Annotated in this window: 14 protein-coding genes and 1 pseudogene; 10 read left to right on the forward strand and 5 right to left on the reverse strand. The window is 42.0% G+C overall.

The features are described from left to right. Positions 1-12: 12 nt before the first annotated feature. The 9 genes and pseudogenes from HMPREF1505_RS13395 to HMPREF1505_RS02875 all read left to right on the forward strand — a co-directional run. A pseudogene (locus tag HMPREF1505_RS13395) lies at positions 13-335 on the forward strand (contractile injection system protein, VgrG/Pvc8 family); the annotation flags it as partial. A 79-nt stretch (positions 336-414) separates the two neighbouring features. Then, the gene (locus HMPREF1505_RS02840; protein ID WP_036922222.1) at positions 415-1,539 is read left to right on the forward strand and encodes a hypothetical protein; all 1,125 of its coding nucleotides are present in this window, start codon (positions 415-417) and stop codon (positions 1,537-1,539) included. Between the two features lie 17 nt (positions 1,540-1,556). Further along, positions 1,557-1,946: a hypothetical protein gene (locus tag HMPREF1505_RS02845; RefSeq protein WP_036922225.1), complete on the forward strand. Its 390-nt coding sequence runs from the start codon at positions 1,557-1,559 to the stop codon at positions 1,944-1,946. 1,178 nt (positions 1,947-3,124) lie between these two features. Next, positions 3,125-3,955, forward strand: a complete 831-nt coding sequence (locus tag HMPREF1505_RS02855; protein WP_231480325.1) for an ankyrin repeat domain-containing protein — start codon at positions 3,125-3,127, stop codon at positions 3,953-3,955. A gap of 50 nt (positions 3,956-4,005) precedes the next feature. Next, positions 4,006-4,494 carry a hypothetical protein gene (locus HMPREF1505_RS02860; protein WP_036922234.1) on the forward strand — a complete coding sequence of 163 codons (489 nt, stop codon included), beginning with the start codon at positions 4,006-4,008 and terminating at the stop codon, positions 4,492-4,494. Positions 4,495-4,754: 260 nt separating this feature from the next. Beyond that, positions 4,755-4,898 (forward strand): hypothetical protein, encoded by a 144-nt coding sequence (locus HMPREF1505_RS13080; RefSeq protein ID WP_155948905.1) that lies wholly within the window; start codon positions 4,755-4,757, stop codon positions 4,896-4,898. Between the two features lie 165 nt (positions 4,899-5,063). Further along, a complete protein-coding gene (locus HMPREF1505_RS02865; RefSeq protein WP_036922237.1) occupies positions 5,064-6,398 on the forward strand; it encodes a phosphatase PAP2 family protein in 1,335 nt (444 codons plus the stop codon). 273 nt (positions 6,399-6,671) lie between these two features. After that, on the forward strand, positions 6,672-9,173 hold the full coding sequence (locus tag HMPREF1505_RS02870; RefSeq protein WP_036922240.1) for a TonB-dependent receptor: 2,502 nt from the start codon (positions 6,672-6,674) through the stop codon (positions 9,171-9,173). 9 nt (positions 9,174-9,182) lie between these two features. Beyond that, complete coding sequence (locus HMPREF1505_RS02875; protein ID WP_036922244.1) at positions 9,183-10,259, forward strand: DUF4249 domain-containing protein; 1,077 nt, start codon at positions 9,183-9,185, stop codon at positions 10,257-10,259. A gap of 935 nt (positions 10,260-11,194) precedes the next feature. On the opposite strand, the gene HMPREF1505_RS02880 is transcribed toward HMPREF1505_RS02875, so the two are convergent. From HMPREF1505_RS02880 to proS, 4 genes are all read right to left on the reverse strand, one after another. Further along, positions 11,195-13,582: a TonB-dependent receptor gene (locus tag HMPREF1505_RS02880; RefSeq protein ID WP_036922247.1), complete on the reverse strand. Its 2,388-nt coding sequence runs from the start codon at positions 13,580-13,582 to the stop codon at positions 11,195-11,197. Positions 13,583-13,757: 175 nt separating this feature from the next. Then, positions 13,758-14,630 (reverse strand): RNA polymerase sigma factor RpoD/SigA, encoded by an 873-nt coding sequence (locus HMPREF1505_RS02885; RefSeq protein ID WP_004359180.1) that lies wholly within the window; start codon positions 14,628-14,630, stop codon positions 13,758-13,760. Positions 14,631-15,967: 1,337 nt separating this feature from the next. Then, the gene (locus HMPREF1505_RS02890; RefSeq protein ID WP_036922250.1) at positions 15,968-16,903 is read right to left on the reverse strand and encodes a hypothetical protein; all 936 of its coding nucleotides are present in this window, start codon (positions 16,901-16,903) and stop codon (positions 15,968-15,970) included. Between the two features lie 137 nt (positions 16,904-17,040). After that, positions 17,041-18,522, reverse strand: coding sequence for a proline--tRNA ligase (gene proS / locus HMPREF1505_RS02895; RefSeq protein WP_004359175.1), 1,482 nt, complete (start codon positions 18,520-18,522; stop codon positions 17,041-17,043). Positions 18,523-18,899: 377 nt separating this feature from the next. Here proS and HMPREF1505_RS02900 point away from each other — a divergent pair, with 377 nt between their 5' ends. After that, positions 18,900-19,577, forward strand: coding sequence for an OmpA family protein (locus HMPREF1505_RS02900; protein ID WP_036922253.1), 678 nt, complete (start codon positions 18,900-18,902; stop codon positions 19,575-19,577). A gap of 196 nt (positions 19,578-19,773) precedes the next feature. Here the strand turns inward: HMPREF1505_RS02900 and HMPREF1505_RS02905 are convergent, their stop codons facing one another. Continuing rightward, a complete protein-coding gene (locus HMPREF1505_RS02905; RefSeq protein ID WP_036922256.1) occupies positions 19,774-22,683 on the reverse strand; it encodes an outer membrane beta-barrel protein in 2,910 nt (969 codons plus the stop codon). Between the last annotated feature and the right edge of the window lie 530 nt (positions 22,684-23,213).

Raw genomic sequence — 23,213 nt, forward strand, 5'->3', positions numbered from 1 at the left:
CATTCTTATAAAATACTTACGGGAGAGAAGCTGGTCTTATCGTTTCTCTTAAAATATTTGTGGTTAATCTTTTCTAACATTGTTACGAATGTGCATCTGCAGCATGGGGACAGTGATTTTGGATGTATCATCGTTTCAGGTTATTCTGCTACCTACAGAATGGAAACGGCACACAGCTGCTTCTCGTGGAATGACACAACCATTGGGAATGTGGTTAAGAAACTATGCGTAGAAGCTAAGGTGCAGTTGGAGCTAAATTCGGCATACAAGGAAACAAGGACTATATCTGCCAATACGAAGAGTCGGACTTTGACTTTATCCGCCGTCTTGCATATATAGAATAATATTATATTTATAAATATGGTGGTGTTATGAAATTGCAAAATACACGTAATGAAGTAACAAAGAAGAATTATGGCAATCAAGCTAAACAGGGGCATAACCCATGCTGAGAAAGAGATAAAAGAAGGTGATATCTTTTATATCTATAATGATTATTACAAGAAATACTTTTTTGGCAAGATTCTTGTGGATATTAGCCGGCTAACGAAACAGGTTGGAAAGGATAGCGCTCTTGACTTCTTCTCAGACTGTTATCTGGTCGCTGTGTATAAAGAAATATCCGATACACCTGAATTACATAGTCGGGAATTTATCATTCCTGGCAGCTTCATCTATAAGAGCAGCTTCAAACGACGGAACAGACAGGGATTTGACTGGACACATTATGCCTATGAGGCAGTTGATTTCCACACCTTAGACTTTCCAGAGTTCTTTCTGAACTATGACGATGGGGTCTACCTTGTACGTGGAGAGCTCAAATTTCGGACGGAATTATCCCGCCAGCAGGAAGAAGAATATAAAATCAGAGGCTCGAAGTCGGGTAGCATAGACTACTCCAGTGCTTTGTTGCTGCAAGGATATAAGGCCTATAGCGACAGGATAAACTATCACGATCTCCACCTGTTGCCAGAGCTTCGTAAGACCATCTACGATATGATTGGCGAGGATGCCAGTATGTCATATTATGACTTGGCATTGAAATACGGCAAGGATACGGGCCGTCTCTTTACAGATGCCTTGCCAGAAGAAGTCCAGCAAATAAAACCTATAGAAACAGACCAGCGTACAGGATTCCCAAAAGAATTGCTATGCGGCATTGCGTGGAGCTTCAGGCAACAGAGATATTATTCGTTGGCTGCGTTTGCAGACGAATTGCAAGCGTATAATGAAGAAATCACTGGCGAATACACCCCTGGTGTCTGGACGGATGAACTGAAGTTGATTGGCAGTCGTATTCTGGTGCAGTACGAACATTGGGATGATGAACTGGAAGATTCAAGGGAAGAAAAAGTGTTCCTGCAAGCAGACAATGGCAGCTACTTCACAGTATCTGAACTCATTTATAAGATTCATAATCATGTCTGTGAAAAGCTGGTCAATGATGACAATGTCTTCTTTGAGGGACTGCAACTATTTGAAAGAGACGATGTCAATCATCCAAGGACCCCTTATTATTTTATACTTCAAGGCAGTTAAGGCTAAAAGAGAAACTTATGAATAAGATGCTAAAGAAATTTTTGGGCGACAAGTATAATCGTGCAAACAATATAGCCAAGTCAGTACGTTCTTTGCAGCGCGTACCCGAGAAGGAGCGGCCAAGGATTGTCAAGAAGGCAGTGCTCAATGTTTATGTGATAGGTTCTATCATCATCCTCATCTCTCTATGGCTTTACTTCTTCGGAAATGAGATTATGGCCATACCTATAGGTAATAATCTTGAAGGCGAAACGTTCAGGTCAAGGCGTGCAAACCTCTATTTGCATCTTCTTGTACCAGTTTTCATTCCAGTGATTTTTATTTTCGGTATTCCTCTGCTCATCCGCAACTATATCATCAAGCGGATTGTTGATAAGGAGTTTCCGAAGGAGCGGAGGAGAATGTAGATTATGTATATTAGGACATTTCTGTTAATTCCCTCTTAGAACTCTCCAAGGCAGACAAAAACTGCATTCTTTTCCTTGGAGAAGTTTTAGTTATAAATATTCGATGAGACAATGAATCTAAAGAAAATATTAAAGGAAGAAGCAACTTGGGATTTCTTGGCCTTAGCGGGGCTGTGGATACTACTCTATATGGGATCGAATGTCATTATAGATACGTATTTCTATATGATATCATTAAACATTTTGATTTTTCTGTTTTCTTATATAATACTTAGGATAAAGAAAAAAATGCATTACTACTCTTATGTTGTAGGCTGTGCGTTTTTTGTAGTTTGGTTAATCTTTTACATTATATGCGATTTGAAAAGCAGAAGTTTGAAAGGTTATATGACCAAACAACTTCCAGTATTGTATTATATTCCAACGGGTTCTGGAGGGAGGTGGTCCAGTAGTGGATTTAGAATAGAATGTAAAGGAGGTAAGATAAAAATCCCAACATCTCATGAATCAGATAGCCTATATCAGATTTACGGGGACTCGGTTATCAATCATATCGTAGTACGATTTTTGCTAAAGGAACCTTTTCCTGATGTATATTATGTAGATAGCGCACGAATAACTTATAAGTAAGTTAGTTCTTTCAAAACATACTTTACAGATTGACTTATAACAAATTAAATAGAAAGGGATATAAATGAACATGAGAATTATAACCTTTATAGGTCTAATTACATTTATAATTAGCTGCTTTCTACCATGCTTCTCTGTAAGAGATAGTTCCTTTGATTACATGGGATACACGGCTTTATTCTTGGGATGGGCTGGAGTATTTATAAATAGCGAACTAACTGTTTATTATATATCATGGTATGCGAATATTCTTTTCTTGATATCTTTATTTATAAAGAGAAAGTGTATCGGGATAATATTATTAACAGGCAGTCTCATTTTAGGATGCTTATTCCACGGATGCCCCTATATTGTTATTAACGAAGCTGGAAAACATAGTGATATTGTTTCATTGCAGATTGGATACTACATATGGATTTTAAGCTTTTTCATTTTACTTATAGGAAGGATTTTAAGATATAAAGAATAAAATTATGATGAGTATGAAGTACCTTTTATTATTAGTGTTATTCGTTTGTTTTTCGTGTATAGAGCCTAACGTAAAAGATATGTTAGGAGATGATTTTAGGTTGTATAAACATACGCCTGCATGGTCTTTAGCAAAGGCTGTTGAGGATGAAGATACTACAGAGATTTCGAAACAAGTTTTACAGATGCATATTCCTGTAGATTACCGAGATCCAAAGTACAAGCAGACTCTTTTGATGTTAGCAACAAGTACTAATAAAATAGAATCCGTTGAGAAATTATTAGAGTTAGGAGCTAATCCTAATGCACATGATGACTCCACTAAATACTTTGGAGAAAGTGCAGTCTTATTAGCTTGTCGCTTTACAAGACCTTCAAGTAAAGTACTTGCTTTATTACTGAAGTATGGAGGAGACCCAAATTCAACAGCTTGTGGAGTTCAGGAGGATGGTTTAGGAGATATTGTACCAAGGAGAGAATTTGCTTTAAGTGCTGCTGTGTTTTCCTCCTTTGAGAAGGTTAAATTATTAGTTGATGCAGGAGCAAACATTAATTATGCAACATCTACTGAAAATTGCGCAATAGAAAATTGTATGATTCATGGCAGGATGGATATTATGTTATATCTTCTACAAAAAGGAGCAGACTATCGCAGAAAGTTTACAGAAATAGACGTGGATAAGCCTGATTACCCTACTTTTGAAGTAGACATTCTATATAAATTACGCAAATGCGTATACCCAATTGGTTCAAAGGCGTACAATGAGAAAATGAAAGTTGTTTATTTCTTGAAGAGAAAGGGATTAGATTATTGGAAATCACCAATACCAAGTGGAATGTATGGGGTTATAATGCGTGAGATAGCCCCTAAAAATAAAGCAGACTTCGATTATTATATAAAGCATTATTAAATTGGTCTCTTTACGGTAATGATTTTGATTCAAACATATAATAAAAAGAAATGAACATTGAAATTATCGATTATGATACATATAAAAGATTAAATTATGATTCAGTATTCAAAGACTATCATAATGATTCTTATCGAATATATGGGAAGATAGTGGAAGGCGATTCCTATGCAAAAATTGCTTGGTCAAGTGACCTATTACGCCCTCAGTTCATAGAAGTATTCCCAAAGATATTTGCTATAGGAATTGATCAAGATTTTGTTATCTATGATTTTGACTTGAAACGTAGAATAATGTATTTAGACTTAGGCTTTCTTTTTTGTGAAATGGCTATATTTGAAAAGAAAATACTTATTGCTACTGAGTTAGAAGTTATCGTTATAGATACACAGAAATATAAAGTTATAGATACGATTCCATTGCAAGATATATACGATAAAATGAAAATTAATTGTGGTGAAGTTGAAATCTATTGTATGGATAATTCTTTTGAAATATTATTACAGAAAAACTCGATAAAAGGTGGGGAAATGCCCTAAAAGTAAGCAATATCAGCACATCTGTAACACACTTTATATCAAAACGTTAGGAAAGTCCATTTAAAAAGGTGCTCAATTGGACTTCAAAAGGGCGTTAGTAAGACTTCAAAAGGGCATCTTTTCAAAACCAATTGGGCGTTAATTCGAATGGAATTAACGCCCTTTTGATTTTTAGGTTATGAAATTATCCAACAAAAGTTTACGGAGCAGTCCGCCTTATTGAACCTTTGTGAGTTCATAAACCAGATATCTTCCTGTGAGTGGAATTCTTCCATATTCCATGGTTTCATGAAATAGCTTTGTTGCAGTACGATAGCATCGCTAATTATCGTCAGGTTAAGAATAATAAGGTCCTTGTCTTGAAGGATGGTAAGTGGAAGGCTCTCCAACTCAGCGGTCGCTGACCAAAGGAAATAATGAGGAGAGGGTGTGTGAATTTCGGTAAATTATAATCATTTATCGACAGATAGTTGTTAAGATTACTCTTAAAGGTAAAAAATATTCTCATTTCCCGTGGAAAAGTAGTAATTTTGTAGCCGATAAACCCATGTTAGACAAACTTACGATCAATGCTCGTTGAGGAGATGAAACGTTTTAAGGAGTTATTTTTTATACCGATACTATTCGTATGTCTTTGTTGTCAGGCAAAGGCATCTGCTGTATTGCAAGATAGCATACGGATTGCGGACTCAATAAAAATGGTTGATAGTTTAAGCCTTGTTGCTGACACAGGTTTAGTTCCCTCTATAAAATGTGTTCCTGCGGAAGGAGAGGAAAAGTCTTGTAACGCTTCGAAACCGCATTTTGATAGGATTATATATACTTGTGCACCACTTATTATAAACGGTCTTATCATGAAAGGGCAGAGTAGGCAATTTCGTGGTTTGCGAAATGACTATATACCAAGATTTGATAGGAGTTTAGATAACTACACGCAGTATCTCCCTGCTGCCGTTATGCTTGGCTTAAAGTTTAGTGGCGTGAAAGGTAGAAGTAGCTGGGGGCGTATGCTTGCCTCTGATGCTATGTCGGTAGCGTTGATGGCAGGTATTGTTAATTCGTTAAAATATTCTGCTCAAGTAGAGCGTCCAGATGGTACGGACCTACGCTCTTTCCCTTCTGGGCACACTGCGACAGCCTTTATGACTGCTACCATGCTGAATAAGGAGTATGGCTATCGGAGTCCATGGATAGGTGTCGGTGCTTACACAGTGGCAGCTGCGACAGGTTTAATGCGTATGGCAAACAATAAGCATTGGCTGAGCGACGTACTGACAGGGGCAGGCGTAGGTATTGTGGCTACAGAATTAGGCTATTATTTTACGGATTTGATATTTAAGGAGCATGGGTTAAGAAAAGCTGATGTAGAGGAAAAGTTTGATAAGCTACAGAAGCCGTCATACGTTGGTCTTAATTTTCTTATTAATGAGCCGTTAGGTACGCATCTCAATGGGAAAGGCTCAAAAGTTAAGGTGTCGCGTGGATGTACCTCAGCTGTTGAGGGAGCCTACTTCTTTAATCCCTATATTGGTGTTGGTGGGCGGTTCTCTGTGACCCGTACGTCAGTCATCGTAGACAATGTCAAGGCTGAAGATAATGTCTTCGATACGTGGAAGTTAGGTGGAGGTGCTTATTTCTCTTATCCGTTATCAGAGCGTTGGCTTCTCGGTAGTAAACTCTTGGTTTCATCTGTGTTTTATCCCGACATAAAGTTAACGGACGATTTAATTGATTCTCATCATGGAGTAGGTTTTGGAACAGGTCTTTCACTGACCTTCAGAGTTCGTCAGCATTATAATGTTCGTTTCCTTATAGACTACAATCTCCTACCTTATCGTGTGTCAGGAGTGCGCACTTGTTCTCATTCTTTAGGATTAGGCTCCTCTTTTGTCATTAGTTTTTAACCAAGAGAATGTTAAAAACAAGTCCAGCACAAGCAACTCGTTCACCCGTAAATTTGTTACTCAAAAGAACTTTATTCATCTGTTACTTTGTCTTTTATTTACTCTGTCTACAAGCAACTGGTTCACTTGTCCACTCGTAAACTTGTCTACTATCAATCATACTAGTAATCATAATTATGAATTGTGAATTATAAATTATGAATTATATGTGGATTTTGAATTCTGAATTCTGAATTAAAAGTATTATCTTTGCACCGCTTAAATTTATTTCAGATGAATAAACAGTTTTTATTAGCTGCCTTATGGCTCAGCCCTTTGGGATTGTATGCACACAAGGCTAACGGGATTGGTGCGGTAACATGGAAAAACGAAGCACCAAAAGAAAGAATGATTCGGGGCATTGATGAGGACAAGACGCACCAGCGTTTTACGCTCAGTGGATATGTGAAAGACCGTAACGGAGAGCCACTTATCAATGCAACTATCTACGACCTCACCACACGACAAGGCACGATGACGAATGCCTACGGACATTTCTCGCTCACATTGGGCGAAGGACGACACGAAATAAGGTGTAGCTACGTAGGATATAAAACCCTTATTGAGACCATTGACCTATCTGCAAACCAAAACCATGACATCATCCTGCAAAACGAAGCACAGTTGGATGAGGTGGTTGTGACGACAGACCTAAACTCACCTTTGTTGAAAACGCAGACTGGAAAACTCTCTCTCTCACAGAAAGATATTAAAACGGAGTACGCACTGTTGAGTAGTCCGGACGTTATCAAGACCTTACAGCGTACGAGCGGTGTGGCTGACGGTATGGAACTTGCCAGCGGTCTCTACGTTCATGGTGGTAATGGCGACGAAAACCTCTTCTTACTCGACGGTACACCTCTCTATCATACCAACCATTCATTAGGTCTTTTCTCTTCGTTCAATGCCGATGTTGTGAAGAATGTCGACTTCTACAAGAGCGGTTTCCCAGCACGTTATGGCGGTCGTCTATCGAGTGTCATCGACGTTCGCACGGCTGATGGCGACCTTTATAAGACCCACGGCAGCTATCGTATCGGCTTACTCGATGGTGCCTTCCATATCGGGGGACCTATTAGAAAGGGAAAGACATCCTATAACTTCGGTTTGCGTCGTAGCTGGATGGACCTCCTCACGCGTCCTGCCTTTGCAATAATGAACCACAAGAGCGACAATGAGGATAAGTTGAGTATGTCGTATTTCTTCCATGACTTAAACTTCAAGTTGACCAATATCTTCAACGAACGTTCGCGAATGTCGCTGAGTGTCTACTCTGGTGAGGACCGATTGGACGCAAAAGACGAGTGGCACAGTAACAATAGCAGTGGTTATAATGACGTAGACATCTATGTGAATCGCTTCCACTGGGGTAACTTCAATGCTGCCTTAGACTGGAACTACCAATTCTCACCGAAGCTCTTTGCTAACTTCACAGCCGTTTATACGCACAATCGCTCAACGGTTAGCAGCTCAGACGAGTGGAGATTTACACGCCCCGGAGAGAAAGAACAACTGACATTGACCTCTCATGGCTATCGCTCATCTATTGATGACATTGGCTATCGAGCAGCTTTCGACTTCCGTCCAAGCCCTCGTCACCACATTCGCTTTGGTCAGGACTATACCTATCATCGCTTCCAGCCACAGACTTACAACCGTTTTGATAACTATCAAGCCAATAGTGAGGCAAAGGCTGACACGATTGCGACCCACAGTTATAATAAGAATGTGGCACATCAGCTGACCTTCTATGCCGAAGACGAGATGACACTCAACGAGAAATGGAGCCTCAACGGGGGTGTGAATGCCGATGTCTTCCATATTAGCGGTAAGACCTTCGCAACACTGAGTCCACGTCTTTCGATGAAGTTCCAGCCAACGGAGCGTCTGTCTCTTAAGGCAAGCTACACGCTGATGAGCCAGTTTGTACACAAGATTGCCAACTCCTTCCTCGATCTTCCAACCGACTACTGGGTGCCAACGACGGCTCGACTACACCCGATGCGCTCTTGGCAGGTGGCTGCAGGAGCTTATATGAAACCTAACAAGCACTGGTTGCTCTCGTTGGAGGCTTATTACAAGCGCTCAAGTCATATCCTACAGTATTCAAGTTGGGCAGGATTGGAGCCACCAGCAGCCAACTGGGACTATATGGTTATGGAGGGTGATGGTCGCTCTTACGGTGTTGAATTGGATGCTGATTACAACGTTTCCAACCTCACACTACATGGTTCTTATACCCTCTCATGGACTGAGAAGAAGTTTGATGACTTCTACGATGGTTGGTATTATGATAAGTTTGACAACCGTCATAAGCTCACCCTCACCGGAAGATGGAACATCACAAAGAAGATTGCAGCCTTCGCAGCATGGACATTCCGCACAGGTAACCGCATGACAATCCCTACTCAGTATATCGGATTGCCTGACGTTCCAGCGCAGGAGCAGGGAGGATTGACCTTTAATTCATCTGATGACAACAAGTTGAACTTTGCTTACGAAAAGCCTAACAACGTTATCTTGCCGGCTTATCACCGTCTTGACATCGGCTTCGACTTCCACCATACCACCAAGAAGGGGCATGAGCGCATCTGGAACCTCAGTTTCTACAATGCTTATTGCCACCTGAACTCACTCTGGGTACGTGTGAAAATCGACGGCAATAACCAGATGAAGATAAAGAACATAGCGTTCATCCCTGTGATTCCATCGTTCAGTTACACATTTAAATTCTAAGTTTCGAACATGAAAAAGATATTTTTCCTCCTCTTCCTTGCCCTATCGGTGATGAGTTGCAAGGATGATTTCAGTGTCAGCAATCTGCCTGATGCAAAGCCAAAGTTGGTTGTCTATTGTATGCCTTCTACTTCCGACACCACTTATATCACGGTGTCACGTAGCATACCTTTGAAACAATATAACACAACAGAGAAGAATGTGATGATTGATGATGCAGTGATCAGCTATCAATTGAACGGACAGACGAGGACGGTGACTGCCTTGGGCAATGGTCGCTATCGTGTTCTGGGACAACAGAAGGCGGGCGATAAGGTGCAGTTGCGTGTTGAAGCGCAGGGCTTAGAGGCTGTCGAGTCATCTACGGAGATTCCACAACCGATTGGCATCAGCAATATTGCCACACGTATGGTACGTATGAAGAAAGACCCTTCGGCAAATGTAGAAGACTTCCTGCAGCTGCAAGCCACCTTCACCGACCCTGCCCAGACACACGATTATTATGCTGTGCGTGTCAAGAGTAAGAAGTTGCGCTACCTTTATGTTACCTGTTTTAAGAATATGGGTGGCTATATGCAGGAGGTGATGAGCTACTATTCTTACGCTGACTATATGGAGGGACGTAAGAGCAACAGCTATGATAGTGTGGCTGTAAGATACGACTTGGTAACTGAGTATATACCTATCTCAACGGCAAGTGAACCGCTTCTGAACCCATTGTCAGACATTGACGATGATTTCGACTTCAGTAGTGACTTCTATAAGCAGTTCTATGTCTTCGATGATGCGACAATCAACGGCAAGACTTACACACTTCGTCTGAACGTTGAACCTTACACTGGAATAAGAGGTGAGACCAAAGCGTCTTTGGCAGAGCTAAAGACAAAGTATGGTATAGAGGAAGGATTACAGTTAGAGTTCTATCACATCGCCCCAGCCTACTACCGTTTCCTACAGGCTTTGAACGATGTTTCTAACAATTCCCTTGCTCAAGCTGGCCTCTCTACTATCCGTACCACCTACAGCAATATGCAGAATGGTATGGGAATCTGTGCTGGGTTTAATATGAGTCTCAAAAAGCATTAACGAGCCAAAGCCTCACCCCCCAACCCCCTCTCCTACAGAGAGGGGGAGTGCTAACAAAAATTCGCTTCGAGATTACTTAAAGACTTTCCCAATCAATAGGGGAAATTCGCTATCTACTCTCCTCGCCATTCCTCTCCCCAAAGGGAAATGTAAAGCATAAAGAAATCCAGTCCCTCCCCCTCTCAGAACCAATGGTCACTGACCAAAGGGAAGTAATGAGAGAGCGGGAGTGCTGGCAACAATTCGCTTTGAGATGATTTAAGGTTCTCCCGTTAAATACGTAGATTGTTAATAGAATGAGATTAATCCACATACATGGTATGATTAGTCCTAATTAGATGGTTTTACAAAGGGGGGATAAACTACATGCTAAATGTAATTAGGTGCGATATCTATCTGTCTTCTACAAACAACTTATTCCCAAGGTTTATTTTTTGTAAACTCTTTTCACATAGTTCAAAACCAACACATGCTCTTTTGGCTTCTAAAAGACGCCCTTTTGGCTTGCAAAAGATGCTCTTTAAGACCCTTACTAACGCCCTTTTGAAGTTCATTTAACCACCTTGCACTTTACTACTTTATAACTAATTGATTTTCTGTTGATTACAAACCTGCTTTTTATATGTGTTTTTACCGGAATTTATTGATGTTTTCTTTGAAATTATGTAATGATTTTTCAAAGTCTATTAGCAGATTTTTGAAGTCTTAAAATGAAAAGGTTTTCAATGTCAGAGGATGATAATAGGATAGATAGTTGACTATCTTAGCTATATTTTTGTTTAATGAGTAACTTTGATTCTTCCGTTAAAGCAATACGAAAAGCATCCACATATTTAACGGAAAACCTGATTTAAGAACTTCCTCTATCAGTAGGGGTATCACGCATTTCACTCCCCTCTCCATTCGGAGAGGGGCTGGGGGTGAGGCTTTTCTTTCTAAAACTCCACCGTCACCCTACCATTTATCTGTCGTCCAGTAAGGTAGTTTGGCACGGCATATTGCTGTCCGGCGATGTCTGTCACCCAATAATACGAGTTGACGTTATTGATACCAAAGAGGTTCAGACAGTCCAAACCGAGCCAGATATTCTTAAAGATTGTGTTGCGATGGCCATCGTTATTGTCTAATAGGCGATAGCTCATACCGATGTCGGCACGCTTGTAAGCTGGCGCGCGGAAGGTGTTATTCTCCAATTCCTTGTGTGGAGCAGAGAATGGAAGACCGTCTGCATAAGCCAATTTCAGCGACATACGCCAACGCGTCGTACCCGGGAAGAAGTCCGTGAAATAAAGGTTGAGCGCATAACGCTGGTCGGTTGGGAGTGGAATACTCTTACCATTCAACTTCATACTCGTGTTCATCACACTCAGCGTCAGCCATGAGTCAGCACCCGGAACAAACTCACCAAAGAGTTTAAGGTCAAGACCTGTGGCGTGTCCTGTGGCTGTATTCTCACCATAATACGTCACCTTCACATTGTCAACAGAGTAAGGAACGAGGTGTGAGAGTGCCTTATAATAAGCCTCCGCAGTGAACTTAAACGGACGACCTAACATCTCGAAGCGATAGGTCATACCTGCCAATGCGTGGATAGACTGCTGTGCGCGAATCTTCTTATTGAGCGTTGCGTAGGTAACACCATTGACGATTGATGTGTCGCGAAGCTCCTTATAGAACGGTGCCTGATAGTAGATACCACCTGCAATGCGGAAACTAAGGTTGCGGTTTCTACCCGGTGTGATGGTCAGCGATGCACGTGGAGAGAACAGACTCTCGCCGTTGAAGTCCCAATGCGCAAAGCGTACACCATAATTCAGTGTGAAAAGCGTTGGAACAGAGTCACGTGTCTGGAAGTTCCATGTGTCCTGCAAGTAGCTTTCAAAGCGTTTCGCCTTGAGTTCGTTACGAGCACGAAGCGAGTAAATCATCTTCAAGTCACGACCTGTATGAGGAACGTTATAACCCGCTGAATCACGATATTCGTATTCAGCAGAGTTCTCCTTGATACGCTCAAGTTTATAGGTCACTGCGCCCTCAATCTTATGTTTGCCTGCCCGATGCTGCATCATCAGCTTCAAACTCTTCACGTCAGCATTGAGATAGTCGCGAGAATGCTGCATATACGTACCCACACCGAGGTTTTCCGACGTCTCCGTCTGTGTCAGCCAGTACTGTCCCTGAATGTCATAACGCTCCTGCTCCTTCGTCGTGAAAGCCGATGCGAGGAGGGAGAGGTCGGTGCGAGAACTCAAATGGCGTGTGATAGCCAACGAACCAAAGAAGGTACGGAAGAGGTCTTTCTCCTGTCCATCAAAGTAGACGCGGAACTTCTTCACGTTCTGCAGCGTTCCGAAGTTTGTCTCACGGTCTTCTGGCTCGAAGTTATAACGGTTGTCAGAGATGTTACCGATGAAGTCTACCTGCCAACGTTTGTTGGGTTGCCATGAGAGATAAGTCTGATAATCAAGGAATGACGGACGATATTCACCCTTTGTCTGGAGTGATCCGAGGAGGTAACGATTGGTTTTATAACGCACACCATTGGTCCATGTCAACTTCTTCGTAGCCAATCCGAGGTAGGCACTGGCACCTAAGAGAGAGGCTGAGATGGAGGCTTCCGTCTTCTTCGGACGTTTATAGGTGATGTCTAAGGCTGAACTCATCTTGTCACCATATTTCGCTTCGAATCCACCGGTTGAGAAACCAACGCTCTCTACCATGTCGGGATTGATAATAGAGAGTCCTTCTTGCTGTCCGCTTCGCACAAGGAAGGGGCGGAATACTTCTATATTGTTGATATAGACAGAGTTTTCATCGAACGTTCCACCACGCACGTTATATTGTGAGGATAGCTCCGAGTGGGTAGAAACACCCGCCTGAGTCTGTACCATTTCTTCGACAGCATTGCCCGATGTAGAGGGTCCTTGTTTAGTTTTTTGAATATCCAATTCTTCCGTTGTACCGTGCTGTTTGGCTTTGCCCTGCACTACAACCTCCTCCAATGCGTTGTCGTCAGCAAGCTGTACGAGTAATGTCTGCTTTCCCTTTGGGCGCACGAGAACCCTCGTCTTTGTCTTGTAGCCAATCATTGAGAAGCGCACCTTCACGGAGTCTTCACTCTGCAACTGCATATTGAACTCGCCTTTTAGGTTGGTCATCGACAGTTTTCCTTGCGTCACCACCATAACAGAAGCCAACTCGATAGGGTTGCCTTCCTTGTCGGAAACCTTCCCTTGCAGTGTGAACGATTGCGCAAATGCCAACTGCGCAGTCACCATGAACAATAGTAGTAATATGTATTTCTGAATATCCTTACGTTTCATACATTATATAACGTTGCTGATTTCGTTTTATTGTCTTTCTCAGTCGCTTAGAAGTGAAAGACTTGCTGCAAAGCGGTTCTTGCACTTTACGGTTCCTCATCAGCAGATATAAAAAAGTGGATGCGCCTCATTTGACACATCCACCTCTATAATTGAAATCTATCTTTTGTCTTTTTTATCCCAAGTACTTCATGAGTACGCGTGCATTTCCGCTCTCACGAATCTTCTCGATAGCCTTCTCACGAATCTGGCGAACACGCTCACGGGTAAGACCCATCTCTGTTCCAATCTCTTCCAAACCCTTCTCTTGGCAACCGATACCGAAACACTCGGTGACAATCTTTATCTCACGATCCTTCAAAGTGTTCTGAAGAACGGCACGGAGATCGTCTGACATTGACTCGAAGTCTACGCCACGGTCGGTACGAGAGTCGTCACCTGAAGACAGCATATCACTCATTGAGTTATCATCGTCATCGCTAAATGGAGCGTCGATACTCATGTGATGGTTGTCTGCACTCTGGCTCTGACGGATGCGAGCCTCATCGATACCAGTCAACTCTGCCAACTCATGGATAGAAGGACGACGGTTGTGTTGCTGCACAAACTCGTTCGTTACCTGATTAATCTTTGAGATAGCACCCACCTGATTCAGCGGAAGACGCACGATACGACTCTGCTCAGCGATAGCCTGCAGAATACTCTGACGAATCCACCAAACAGCGTATGAGATAAACTTAAAACCACGAGTCTCATCGAATTTCTCTGCTGCCTTAACCAAACCAATGTTTCCCTCGTCGATAAGGTCGGTGAGAGAGAGTCCTTGGTGCTGATACTGTTTAGCTACAGAAACGACGAAACGGAGGTTAGCCTTAATCAGTTTCTCCTTCGCACGCTCGCCCTTGCGACCGCCTTTGTGGATTTCCTGTGCCAGCTCAATCTCTTCGTCAACGGTAATCATCGGTTCACGACCAATCTCAACGAGATACTTATCCAGTGCCTCACTTGATCGGTTGGTGATACTTTTTGAAATCTTAAGTTGTCTCATGAATTGTTTACTATTTCCTCCTAAAAATATAGCTAATTTCCGTTATCCAAAATTGATACGGCGTGCAAAGGTACATATAAATATGTGAATAACCAAATCCGAATGCGTTTGGTTGTGTATTTTTATGTTTTTTTATACGATTACACGTCGCAATAGTCTGTTATTGTAGATAAAATAAAAGTGTAATGCGCTAAATCCGTCCGCCTGTAAGTCAATAAGCAGTGCCTTGTAATGATTTATGACGTAAGAGAAAGAGCCTTTTTGCCTCCCTCTAACATATGTGCGGACGGCACGCACATATAGTGTTTATACTTCGCACCACTGGTATTAAGCATGAATAGGAAATAAATATAGGCGCATGGTCTGTTTTGTCAATACTTGTCAATAAGATTCATAAGCACACAAACAGAAAAAGAGACGACTTTTTAGCGTATGAGGAGAAAGAAAAAGAATCTTCCAAAATATGACGTAATAAACCAAACTCCTTACAGAATAAGGCACACAGAGAAACGGAGGAAACGGAGATAAACGCAATAGCACGGAGGTGACCATGGCACACAGAGCGACGGAGACGTAGCGTGCGGAATCTTGATAACTTTTGAAACAAATGCTTTGGGCATACCTCCCGAAAAAAAGCTTGCAAACAAACTCCGTTGCTCCCTGCACCGATGGTGCCTCCGCGACTCCTATCGCTTTGTGTCTAACAATCCTCCGTCCTCTCCGTACCTCCGTGTGACATTACTTCAAACGCTAAACACAAGAGGCAAACCTTATCACTCTAAAATCTAAAGTTTCAATTTCTTTTGCAGCCTCTAATGGACGTGCGGACGCCCCGCACATCTGGTGCTTACACTTCGCACAATTAGTGCTAAGCATAAATACGAAATAAATATAGGCGCATGGTCTGTTTTGTCAATTCTTGTCAGTAGGATTCATAAGCACACAAACAGAAAAAGAGGCGACTCTTTAGCGTGAGAGAAGGAAATAAGAAGAGGCTTTCAAAATATGACGTAATAAACCAAACTTCTTACAGAATAAGGCACACAGAGAAACGGAGGGAACGGAGATAAACGAAATAGCACGGAGGTGCTAATGGCACAAAGAGCGACGGAGACGTAGCTTACAAATTCTTGATAACTTTTGAAACAAATGCTTTGGGCATACGTCGCTAACAAAGCTTGCAAACAAACTCTGTTGCTCCCTGCACCGACGGTGCCTCCGCGACTCCTATCGCTTTGTGTCTAACAATCCTCCGTCCTCTCCGTCCCTCCGTGTGACATTACTTCAAAGTTCAAAACTTAGGCGACAGACTTATCAATCCAAATTTCTGAAGATGCTTATTTCCAGCTATGTTCTACCAATTTAGTAACAGAGGTGATGACCATTTCCATACCCATCATCTTTGTTTTCACGTCCGTACTGTATTCAGTAGCCCAACCACTGTTGAGGAGTTTAGTCATGGAAGTACCGTCGACATCCATTTTTGCCATACCCATCTGCTTCATTCTTTCCCAGTTAGCATCGAGTTTTGAAACCATAGCTTCGTCAGCACCTATCTGTTTCATCTTGTCAATAAAGAAGGCTTTGACATCGTCTTCGGTCATATTGCCCTTAATCTTACCAATGATATTGAGTGCGTTTGGCTCCTTGTTTACCTCGTAGGTAACAGTGGTTTTGATGCCTTGCTTATTCATGTCTACTTTGTCACCCGTCTTGAGGGTCTTACCAAAAAAGATAAAGAAAGAATTGTTTTCAGCAGACTCGATAAAAGCTTCTTTGGTGAGTAGGCTGTTGATAGACATAGCCATCTTATACTTAGGCAGTGTCTTCTCCATTTCAGGTTTGGCTTTATAGAGCGAGTCAATGGATGCCATTGCTAATTTGCTAACCTGTGTTTGAACTTCAGTATAGTTCAAGATGTCCTTCACTTTTCCGTTAGCATCTGTCTTTAGGAGCAGTGGAACATTACTGAGGTATTGGTTCAGCATGTTTCCTGTCTGCTGTGCAACCTCCTGATTGCCTTCCATCTTGATATTGGTTGTCGTCATTTCGATGACATAACCATCTGCAGAAGCATCTTTTACGGTAATCTTTGTTTGGCCGTTTGTCTTTATGCTTTCAGAGTTTCCAGCCATCGGAACACTGAGTTTAATATCAGCTACGCTCTCATAGGTAGCTTGGTCACCCTTTTGGAAGTTAGCCTTGATTAAGGTCTGAGCGTTCAACGCTGTTACAGCGAGGAGTAAAACGAAAGTTAGAAGTGATTTTTTCATAAGACAATAGTTGTTTAATTAGGATTTTAGACTTTAGAATAAAAAAGATTAACGGCTCCAGAATTTATAAGCATTCGTTGTTAGTCCTGCATTTATAAATATCCTGAAGCCGTTAAATCTATGTGTATTGTTGACGATTAGTATGATCTTGCGATGATGACACGATACTTAGCAGGCTTGCCGCTAACCATGTCGACGCCCGGTGTCTGCTCGAACATATAAGGGACACAACGGATGGTTGCCTGCGTGTCTTCCTTAATCTTCGCCTCAGTCTCCTCAGTACCATCCCAGTGGCAGAGGAAGAAACCGCCGTCCTTCACCTTCTCCTTGAACTCCTCATAGTTCTCGCACTCGTAGATGTGAGCATCACGGAAGTCCTTAGCTTTCTTGAAGATATTGTCCTGAATCTCGTCGAGGAGGTTCTTGATACGCTCAACAATGCCGTCAAAGCTTACGCTTTCCTTCTCCAAGGTGTCACGACGCATCACCTCGATAGTGTTGTTCTCCAAGTCACGACCACCCATAGCGAGACGTACTGGCACACCCTTCAACTCGTAGTCAGCAAACTTAAAGCCCGGACGCTTGTTGTCAGCATCGTCATACTTAACGGTGATACCCAACGCACGGAGCTGATCAATCACTGGCTGCAACTTGTCGGTGAGCGCCTTCAACTGCTCCTCACCCTTGAAGATTGGAACGATAACCACCTGAATAGGTGCAATCTTTGGAGGAAGAACGAGACCGTTATCGTCAGAGTGGGTCATGATGAGCGCACCAATCAATCGGGTACTAACACCCCATGAGGTAGCCCATACATACTCTGGCTTGTTCTCCTTATTAAGGAAGGTAACGTCGAACGACTTAGCGAAGTTCTGACCTAAGAAGTGAGAAGTACCGCTCTGGAGAGCCTTACCGTCCTGCATCATCGCCTCAATCGTATAGGTATCCAATGCACCAGCAAAACGCTCAGTCTCACTCTTCACACCTTGTACGACAGGGACAGCAAGCCACTTCTCAGCGAAGTCAGCATAGACACGCAACATGGTCTGTGCCTCCTTCTCAGCCTCCTCACGTGTAGCGTGAGCGGTGTGACCCTCCTGCCAGAGGAACTCAGATGTGCGGAGGAAAGGACGCGTACGCATCTCCCAACGCATAACATTACACCACTGGTTGCACATCAATGGCAGATCGCGCCAAGAGTGAATCCAGTTTTTATAGGTATTCCAGATGATTGTCTCACTGGTAGGACGGATAATCAGCTCTTCCTCCAACTTTGCGTTAGGGTCAACCTGCACTGCATTGCCATCCTCTGTAGCCTTCAGACGATAGTGAGTAACCACGGCACACTCCTTGGCGAATCCCTTTACGTGCTCAGCCTCACGAGAGAGGAAGCTCTTAGGAATCAGCATTGGGAAGTAAGCATTCTGCACACCAGTCTCCTTAAACATCTTGTCAAGCTGTGCCTGAATCTTCTCCCAGATAGCATAGCCGTATGGCTTGATAACCATACAACCACGTACGGCAGACTGCTCAATCAAGTCTGCCTTTATTACCAAGTCATTGTACCATTGAGAGTAGTTGTCTGCTCTCTTGGTCATCTCTTTTAGTTCTTTTGCCATAAATATATTATTCTATTTTTTATTTTGCACCTTTAGGGGATTTCCCATGCTATTATAGGCATTTCCCTTTTGTGAGTATGCCTTGAAACACTAACTTTGCACACAGATACGGCTGAGAAAGTCAAGACCAAAGGGAACCCCGTCCCCACTTGCTAATACCAGCCTATCCTTTGCGAAAATAATGCAAATGAGTGCAAACGAAACTTGCTTCACTTTGCCGAGTTAGCTTTATTTTTTGCAAAAATACAAAAAAATGTTGGCAATGCGTGCCCAATGGCATATATTTGTTTAACTTTGCACGAATTAAAATGAATTAAGGTGCGGCTAAAAAGCCAAGTCAAAAGGTAAAAGATATTAATCAATAAATACGTTTGATTATGAAGAATATGAAAATGATGGCAGCAGGAATGTGTCTCCTCACTGTCGTAAGTTGTCAGACAAAGCAAGGTACAGGTGCATTAATCGGTGGCGGCGGTGGTGCAGCATTAGGCGGTATCGTCGGTCAGATTATAGGTCGTAATGGTAAGAGTACAGCCATTGGTGCTGCTATTGGTGGTGCAATAGGTGCTGGTGCTGGTGCCCTCATCGGTCGTCACATGGACAAGGTAGCACGCGAGGCAGCACAGCAGTTGCCAAACGCACGTGTCGACAAGGTGACAGATGCTAATGGTTTAGACTGTGTGAAGGTTACCTTCGACTCTGGTATCCTCTTCCCATTGAACGGTTCAAACCTCAGCGCATCTGCTAAGAACGACCTCACAAAGTTCGCTTCTTTGATGCAGCGCAACTCTAACTGTGACGTTGCTATCCAGGGTTACACTGATGCTTCTGGTAACGACAACATCAACCTCCCATTGTCACAGCGTCGTGCTGATGCGGTATCATCTTACCTCAAGGGTCGTGGTGTAAGCAGGCGTCAGATTCGTTCAGTACAGGGCTTCGGTAGTGCCAACCCTATCGAGAACAAGACTGTTAGTCAGGCTAACCGCCGTGTAGAGGTTTACCTCTATGCATCATCTGAGATGGTTCGTCAGGCAAACAACGGTTCACTCTAATTCCATTTAATTATACTTTGAACTTTGAGGTTTGAACATTGAACTTTGAACTTTATGATTTGAGACTACGAATTTCTCGAATGACACGAATTATTTAGCAATAAGGATTCGCTTAATTAGAGAAATTCGTAGTCTTTTACGTTAAAGTTCAATGTTCAAAGTTCAAAGTTCAAAGTTCGGAAGCGTCTTATACTTTTCATTTTTTCTTAGGAATAATATTGAAGTGATAGACGGCATGTAGCATCACGTAACGGGGAATAACATTACTGTAAGTTTCTGTGATTCCTTGTGCATTCATCGTCCGTGTGACGTTATTCAGTTGACCAAGAATGTCGAAGCCATCAAGCAATAAGGTAAGTTGTCCTTTGAAGAATGATCGTGACAGGCGAGCGTTCCACACCAAATCATCGCTATTCATCGACTTATCTAAATAACCTCGACGACTGTACATTGTCAGGTCAGTCCCAAGTCGGAAATCCCATGGCAACTGTAATTGTGCTGTTAAACCGTAATTGAAATCACTCACATTAAATGCCTTAAAGTCTTCACGAGTGCCATCGACATGTGCCCAGTTTCCTTTACTAATGAAACCAATGGAAGATTGCCCAAGCCTATAGTTCAGCTGTAAATCACCAACGTAGTTTAACGATTCTACTATGCTCCTATTAGCAGCAGACGTGCCTGCCAAACCAATGAGGTCGACACTCTTCTCATATCTTAACCCAGCCATAGCTTTAAAATCCAACTTTCGATTTTTGGTCAATGGTCCAGCACCACCTAAAGCAAGCTGACCTCGCCAATTACCATTCACATTGTCTGGTCTGAATGTTCGCTTTCCTGTAGCCTTGTCGTAGGTATAGCCCATAGCAATAGCGTTAACAGTGGGGATATATTGAGCCTCTATTAACCACATCAGCCCCTTTTTCGGATATATACGTAGGAAGTGTGATATAAGTTCGTGCTTATAGGATGGTTTCAAGTTGGAATTACCCATTGTTACGTTTAATGGATCAGTGGTATTGAGGATGTTTACAAACAGGTTCATGTCTGGAGCTTGCCCGTTCACATGATATTGAAGCATGAATTCATATTTGTGATCAGTACTACGCCATTTGATGAACGTACTATACATATTGTAAAGTATAGAACGTTTCGTAAAAGTCGTATCTACATTTCCACTATGATAATGCATCGTCCGTGAAAGCAGCGATAAATTAGGTACAAGCTGTGCCCACCACTCCGACTTCGTCGTTTTCTTATTCCATACAAGAAAGGCTCCGAGGGTATGGGTATTATCCGTCTGCCTGCTGTCATAACTATTATGAATATCCATTACTCTGTTATAAGCATCCACAGAAGGAAGTGTTCCAAGCTCGTGCTCTGAATTAATTCCCCAATCTGCTAACTGGTCAAGACGATAGAGTGAAGAATATCGGTTTGAGGTAGTCCGATTGTATTTATAACTAAAGTCGAAGAACAAGCCCCGCTTTACTAAATAGCTGTAAGTCACTTTACCTGTCATGCTGTAGCCGTGGTCAGGACGGTTGTTGAAATATCGATTGCGGAAGTCTGTATTACTTTGCTGACCGTTGGTATAATAATCAATTCGGTTACGGTCAAAGCTATCCTCAGTAGCATGCCTCAAAGAAGCATCAGCATAAAGGGTGATATGGTCGGGAGAATGCTTGAACTTAATTAACGACTCCATCGAAACCGAACCTTCTAAAGAATGTCCAATTGATAATCCATTGCGAAGATTTCTGTTAATGGCTGTGCGAATCAACTCCCTACCTATCATTGGTGTGTACAAACTATCCAACTGCGCCTTTGAGAAAGACGTAAAACTACGATTAAGCGTCAGCGAAGAATATCCGCTTTTATTGTTATAATATTGGTAGTTAAAACGTGGCTTGATATTCAAGTTGGCATTCTTAAACTCAAAATAAAACTGATGATCGGTGGAGAGAGTAAAATTGTGATTTCTATTATTAGCTACCATACGGTCGTATGTATCTCCGTTAGCAAGGAAATTTGTACGATTAGTGTTATTCACTATCGAGTTGTCAGCATGCCTAACCTGTGCATTTCCACTAAGTTTATACTTACCACTGCGTGCATCTATATTATAGTCAAGACCTCCTAACTGTTGCTGTGTCAACCCACCAAAAAGATCAGAAGGCGACCAATTGTCATTCTCACCGGGCTTACGGTCGTCGTTTAGATTGTTCATATTTCCATAGACAGCCAAACGGGAGTGATCAGTAAACCGCATAGCAAACAGACGAGCCAAGTAGCGTTCCTTTGTCCCTCCACCAGTTTCCACATTACCTACCCATCCAATGTTGTATTGCTTTTTCAGTTGAACATCCATCACGTATTTCTTGTCTCCTGCCACCTCTTGTCCGAGAAAACGACTATTTTCACCAAGACGGTCATACACCTTTACTTGGTTTACCATATAAGTAGGCAGATTCTCAAACATAACAGTATTATCTCCACGGAAAAAATCTTTTCCATTGAGAAGCAAACTCTCAACAAACTTTCCATTAACATATATGCGTCCATCCTTGCTTAGTTCAGCACCGGGCAACTGACGAATAAGGGCGTCAAGCATAGAGCCTTCACCTAACTGGAAAGCGTCGGCATTATAAACAATCGTGTCGCCTTTATGATAGAACTTCACCTTTGTAGCCTTAACAACCACCTCATTTAAGTCTACTGTTTTCGGTCGTTTCAGAAAGATGGTACCAACTTCTCTGCTTATCTCTCGCTTGTAAAAATGATGCAGTGGGAGCTTTACGTAGGTAGGCATAAAACCGTCTTCAGTAACGCGAAGGATATAATCACCCTCCTTACGTGGAATCGTTATCCTATATTCAGATGTTTTCCAGTTCTGTTCGCCATTCTGATATTCTTCAAGAGCCTTCGTTGAAGCAACGACTGAGCTGTCATTAGCATTTAGCACTTCAACTAAGCAGCCAGGGACATCTACATGAGTAACAAAGTCTTGCACTCTACCTTCAATGGTAATAGTACTGTCTAAGGTTTGTGCTGATATGCAGACAGTAAGGCATAACAAAATTAAAGTTGTACAAAAGGTTTTCATATTTTATTCTCAACGTTTGATTCGTATTGTTCACAAGAGGTATGGGGTAATAGAGATTCCTCTAAATTATCTTTTAGGTAAAGAAATAACGCTTGCTTGTAGGTTGTAAATCCAGAAGATTCTTTCTAAGATCTTTCAAGAAGGTAGAGCATTTTAGACATATCCTACGTTTTTGTCTGATTATACTCTGTCCAATAATGATTAGAGTTCTTGGATGAAAAGAACCGAATGGATTTTACAGGCATAAACCGAACTTTTCTATCAGTTTGCCTGCAATTATATTCTCTACAAGAGGTGTATTTCATAATTTAAAACTTGTCTATCAATCGTATTCTTTATATTAACACGCTGCGAATATACAAAATGATTTTTTTTTTAAACAAGAAAAATCGTTATTTTTTTTTGCATTGTTGCTATATCCGCATTGTTTCGTAGTCATTAATAGTTCAAATCATAAAGTTAACTACGAATTACGCGAATTTTTATACTTTGAACTTTGAGGTTTGAACATTGAACTTTATGATATGTAC

This window comes from Prevotella sp. ICM33 (assembly GCF_000517825.1).
Taxonomy (GTDB): Bacteria; Bacteroidota; Bacteroidia; order Bacteroidales; family Bacteroidaceae; genus Prevotella; species Prevotella melaninogenica.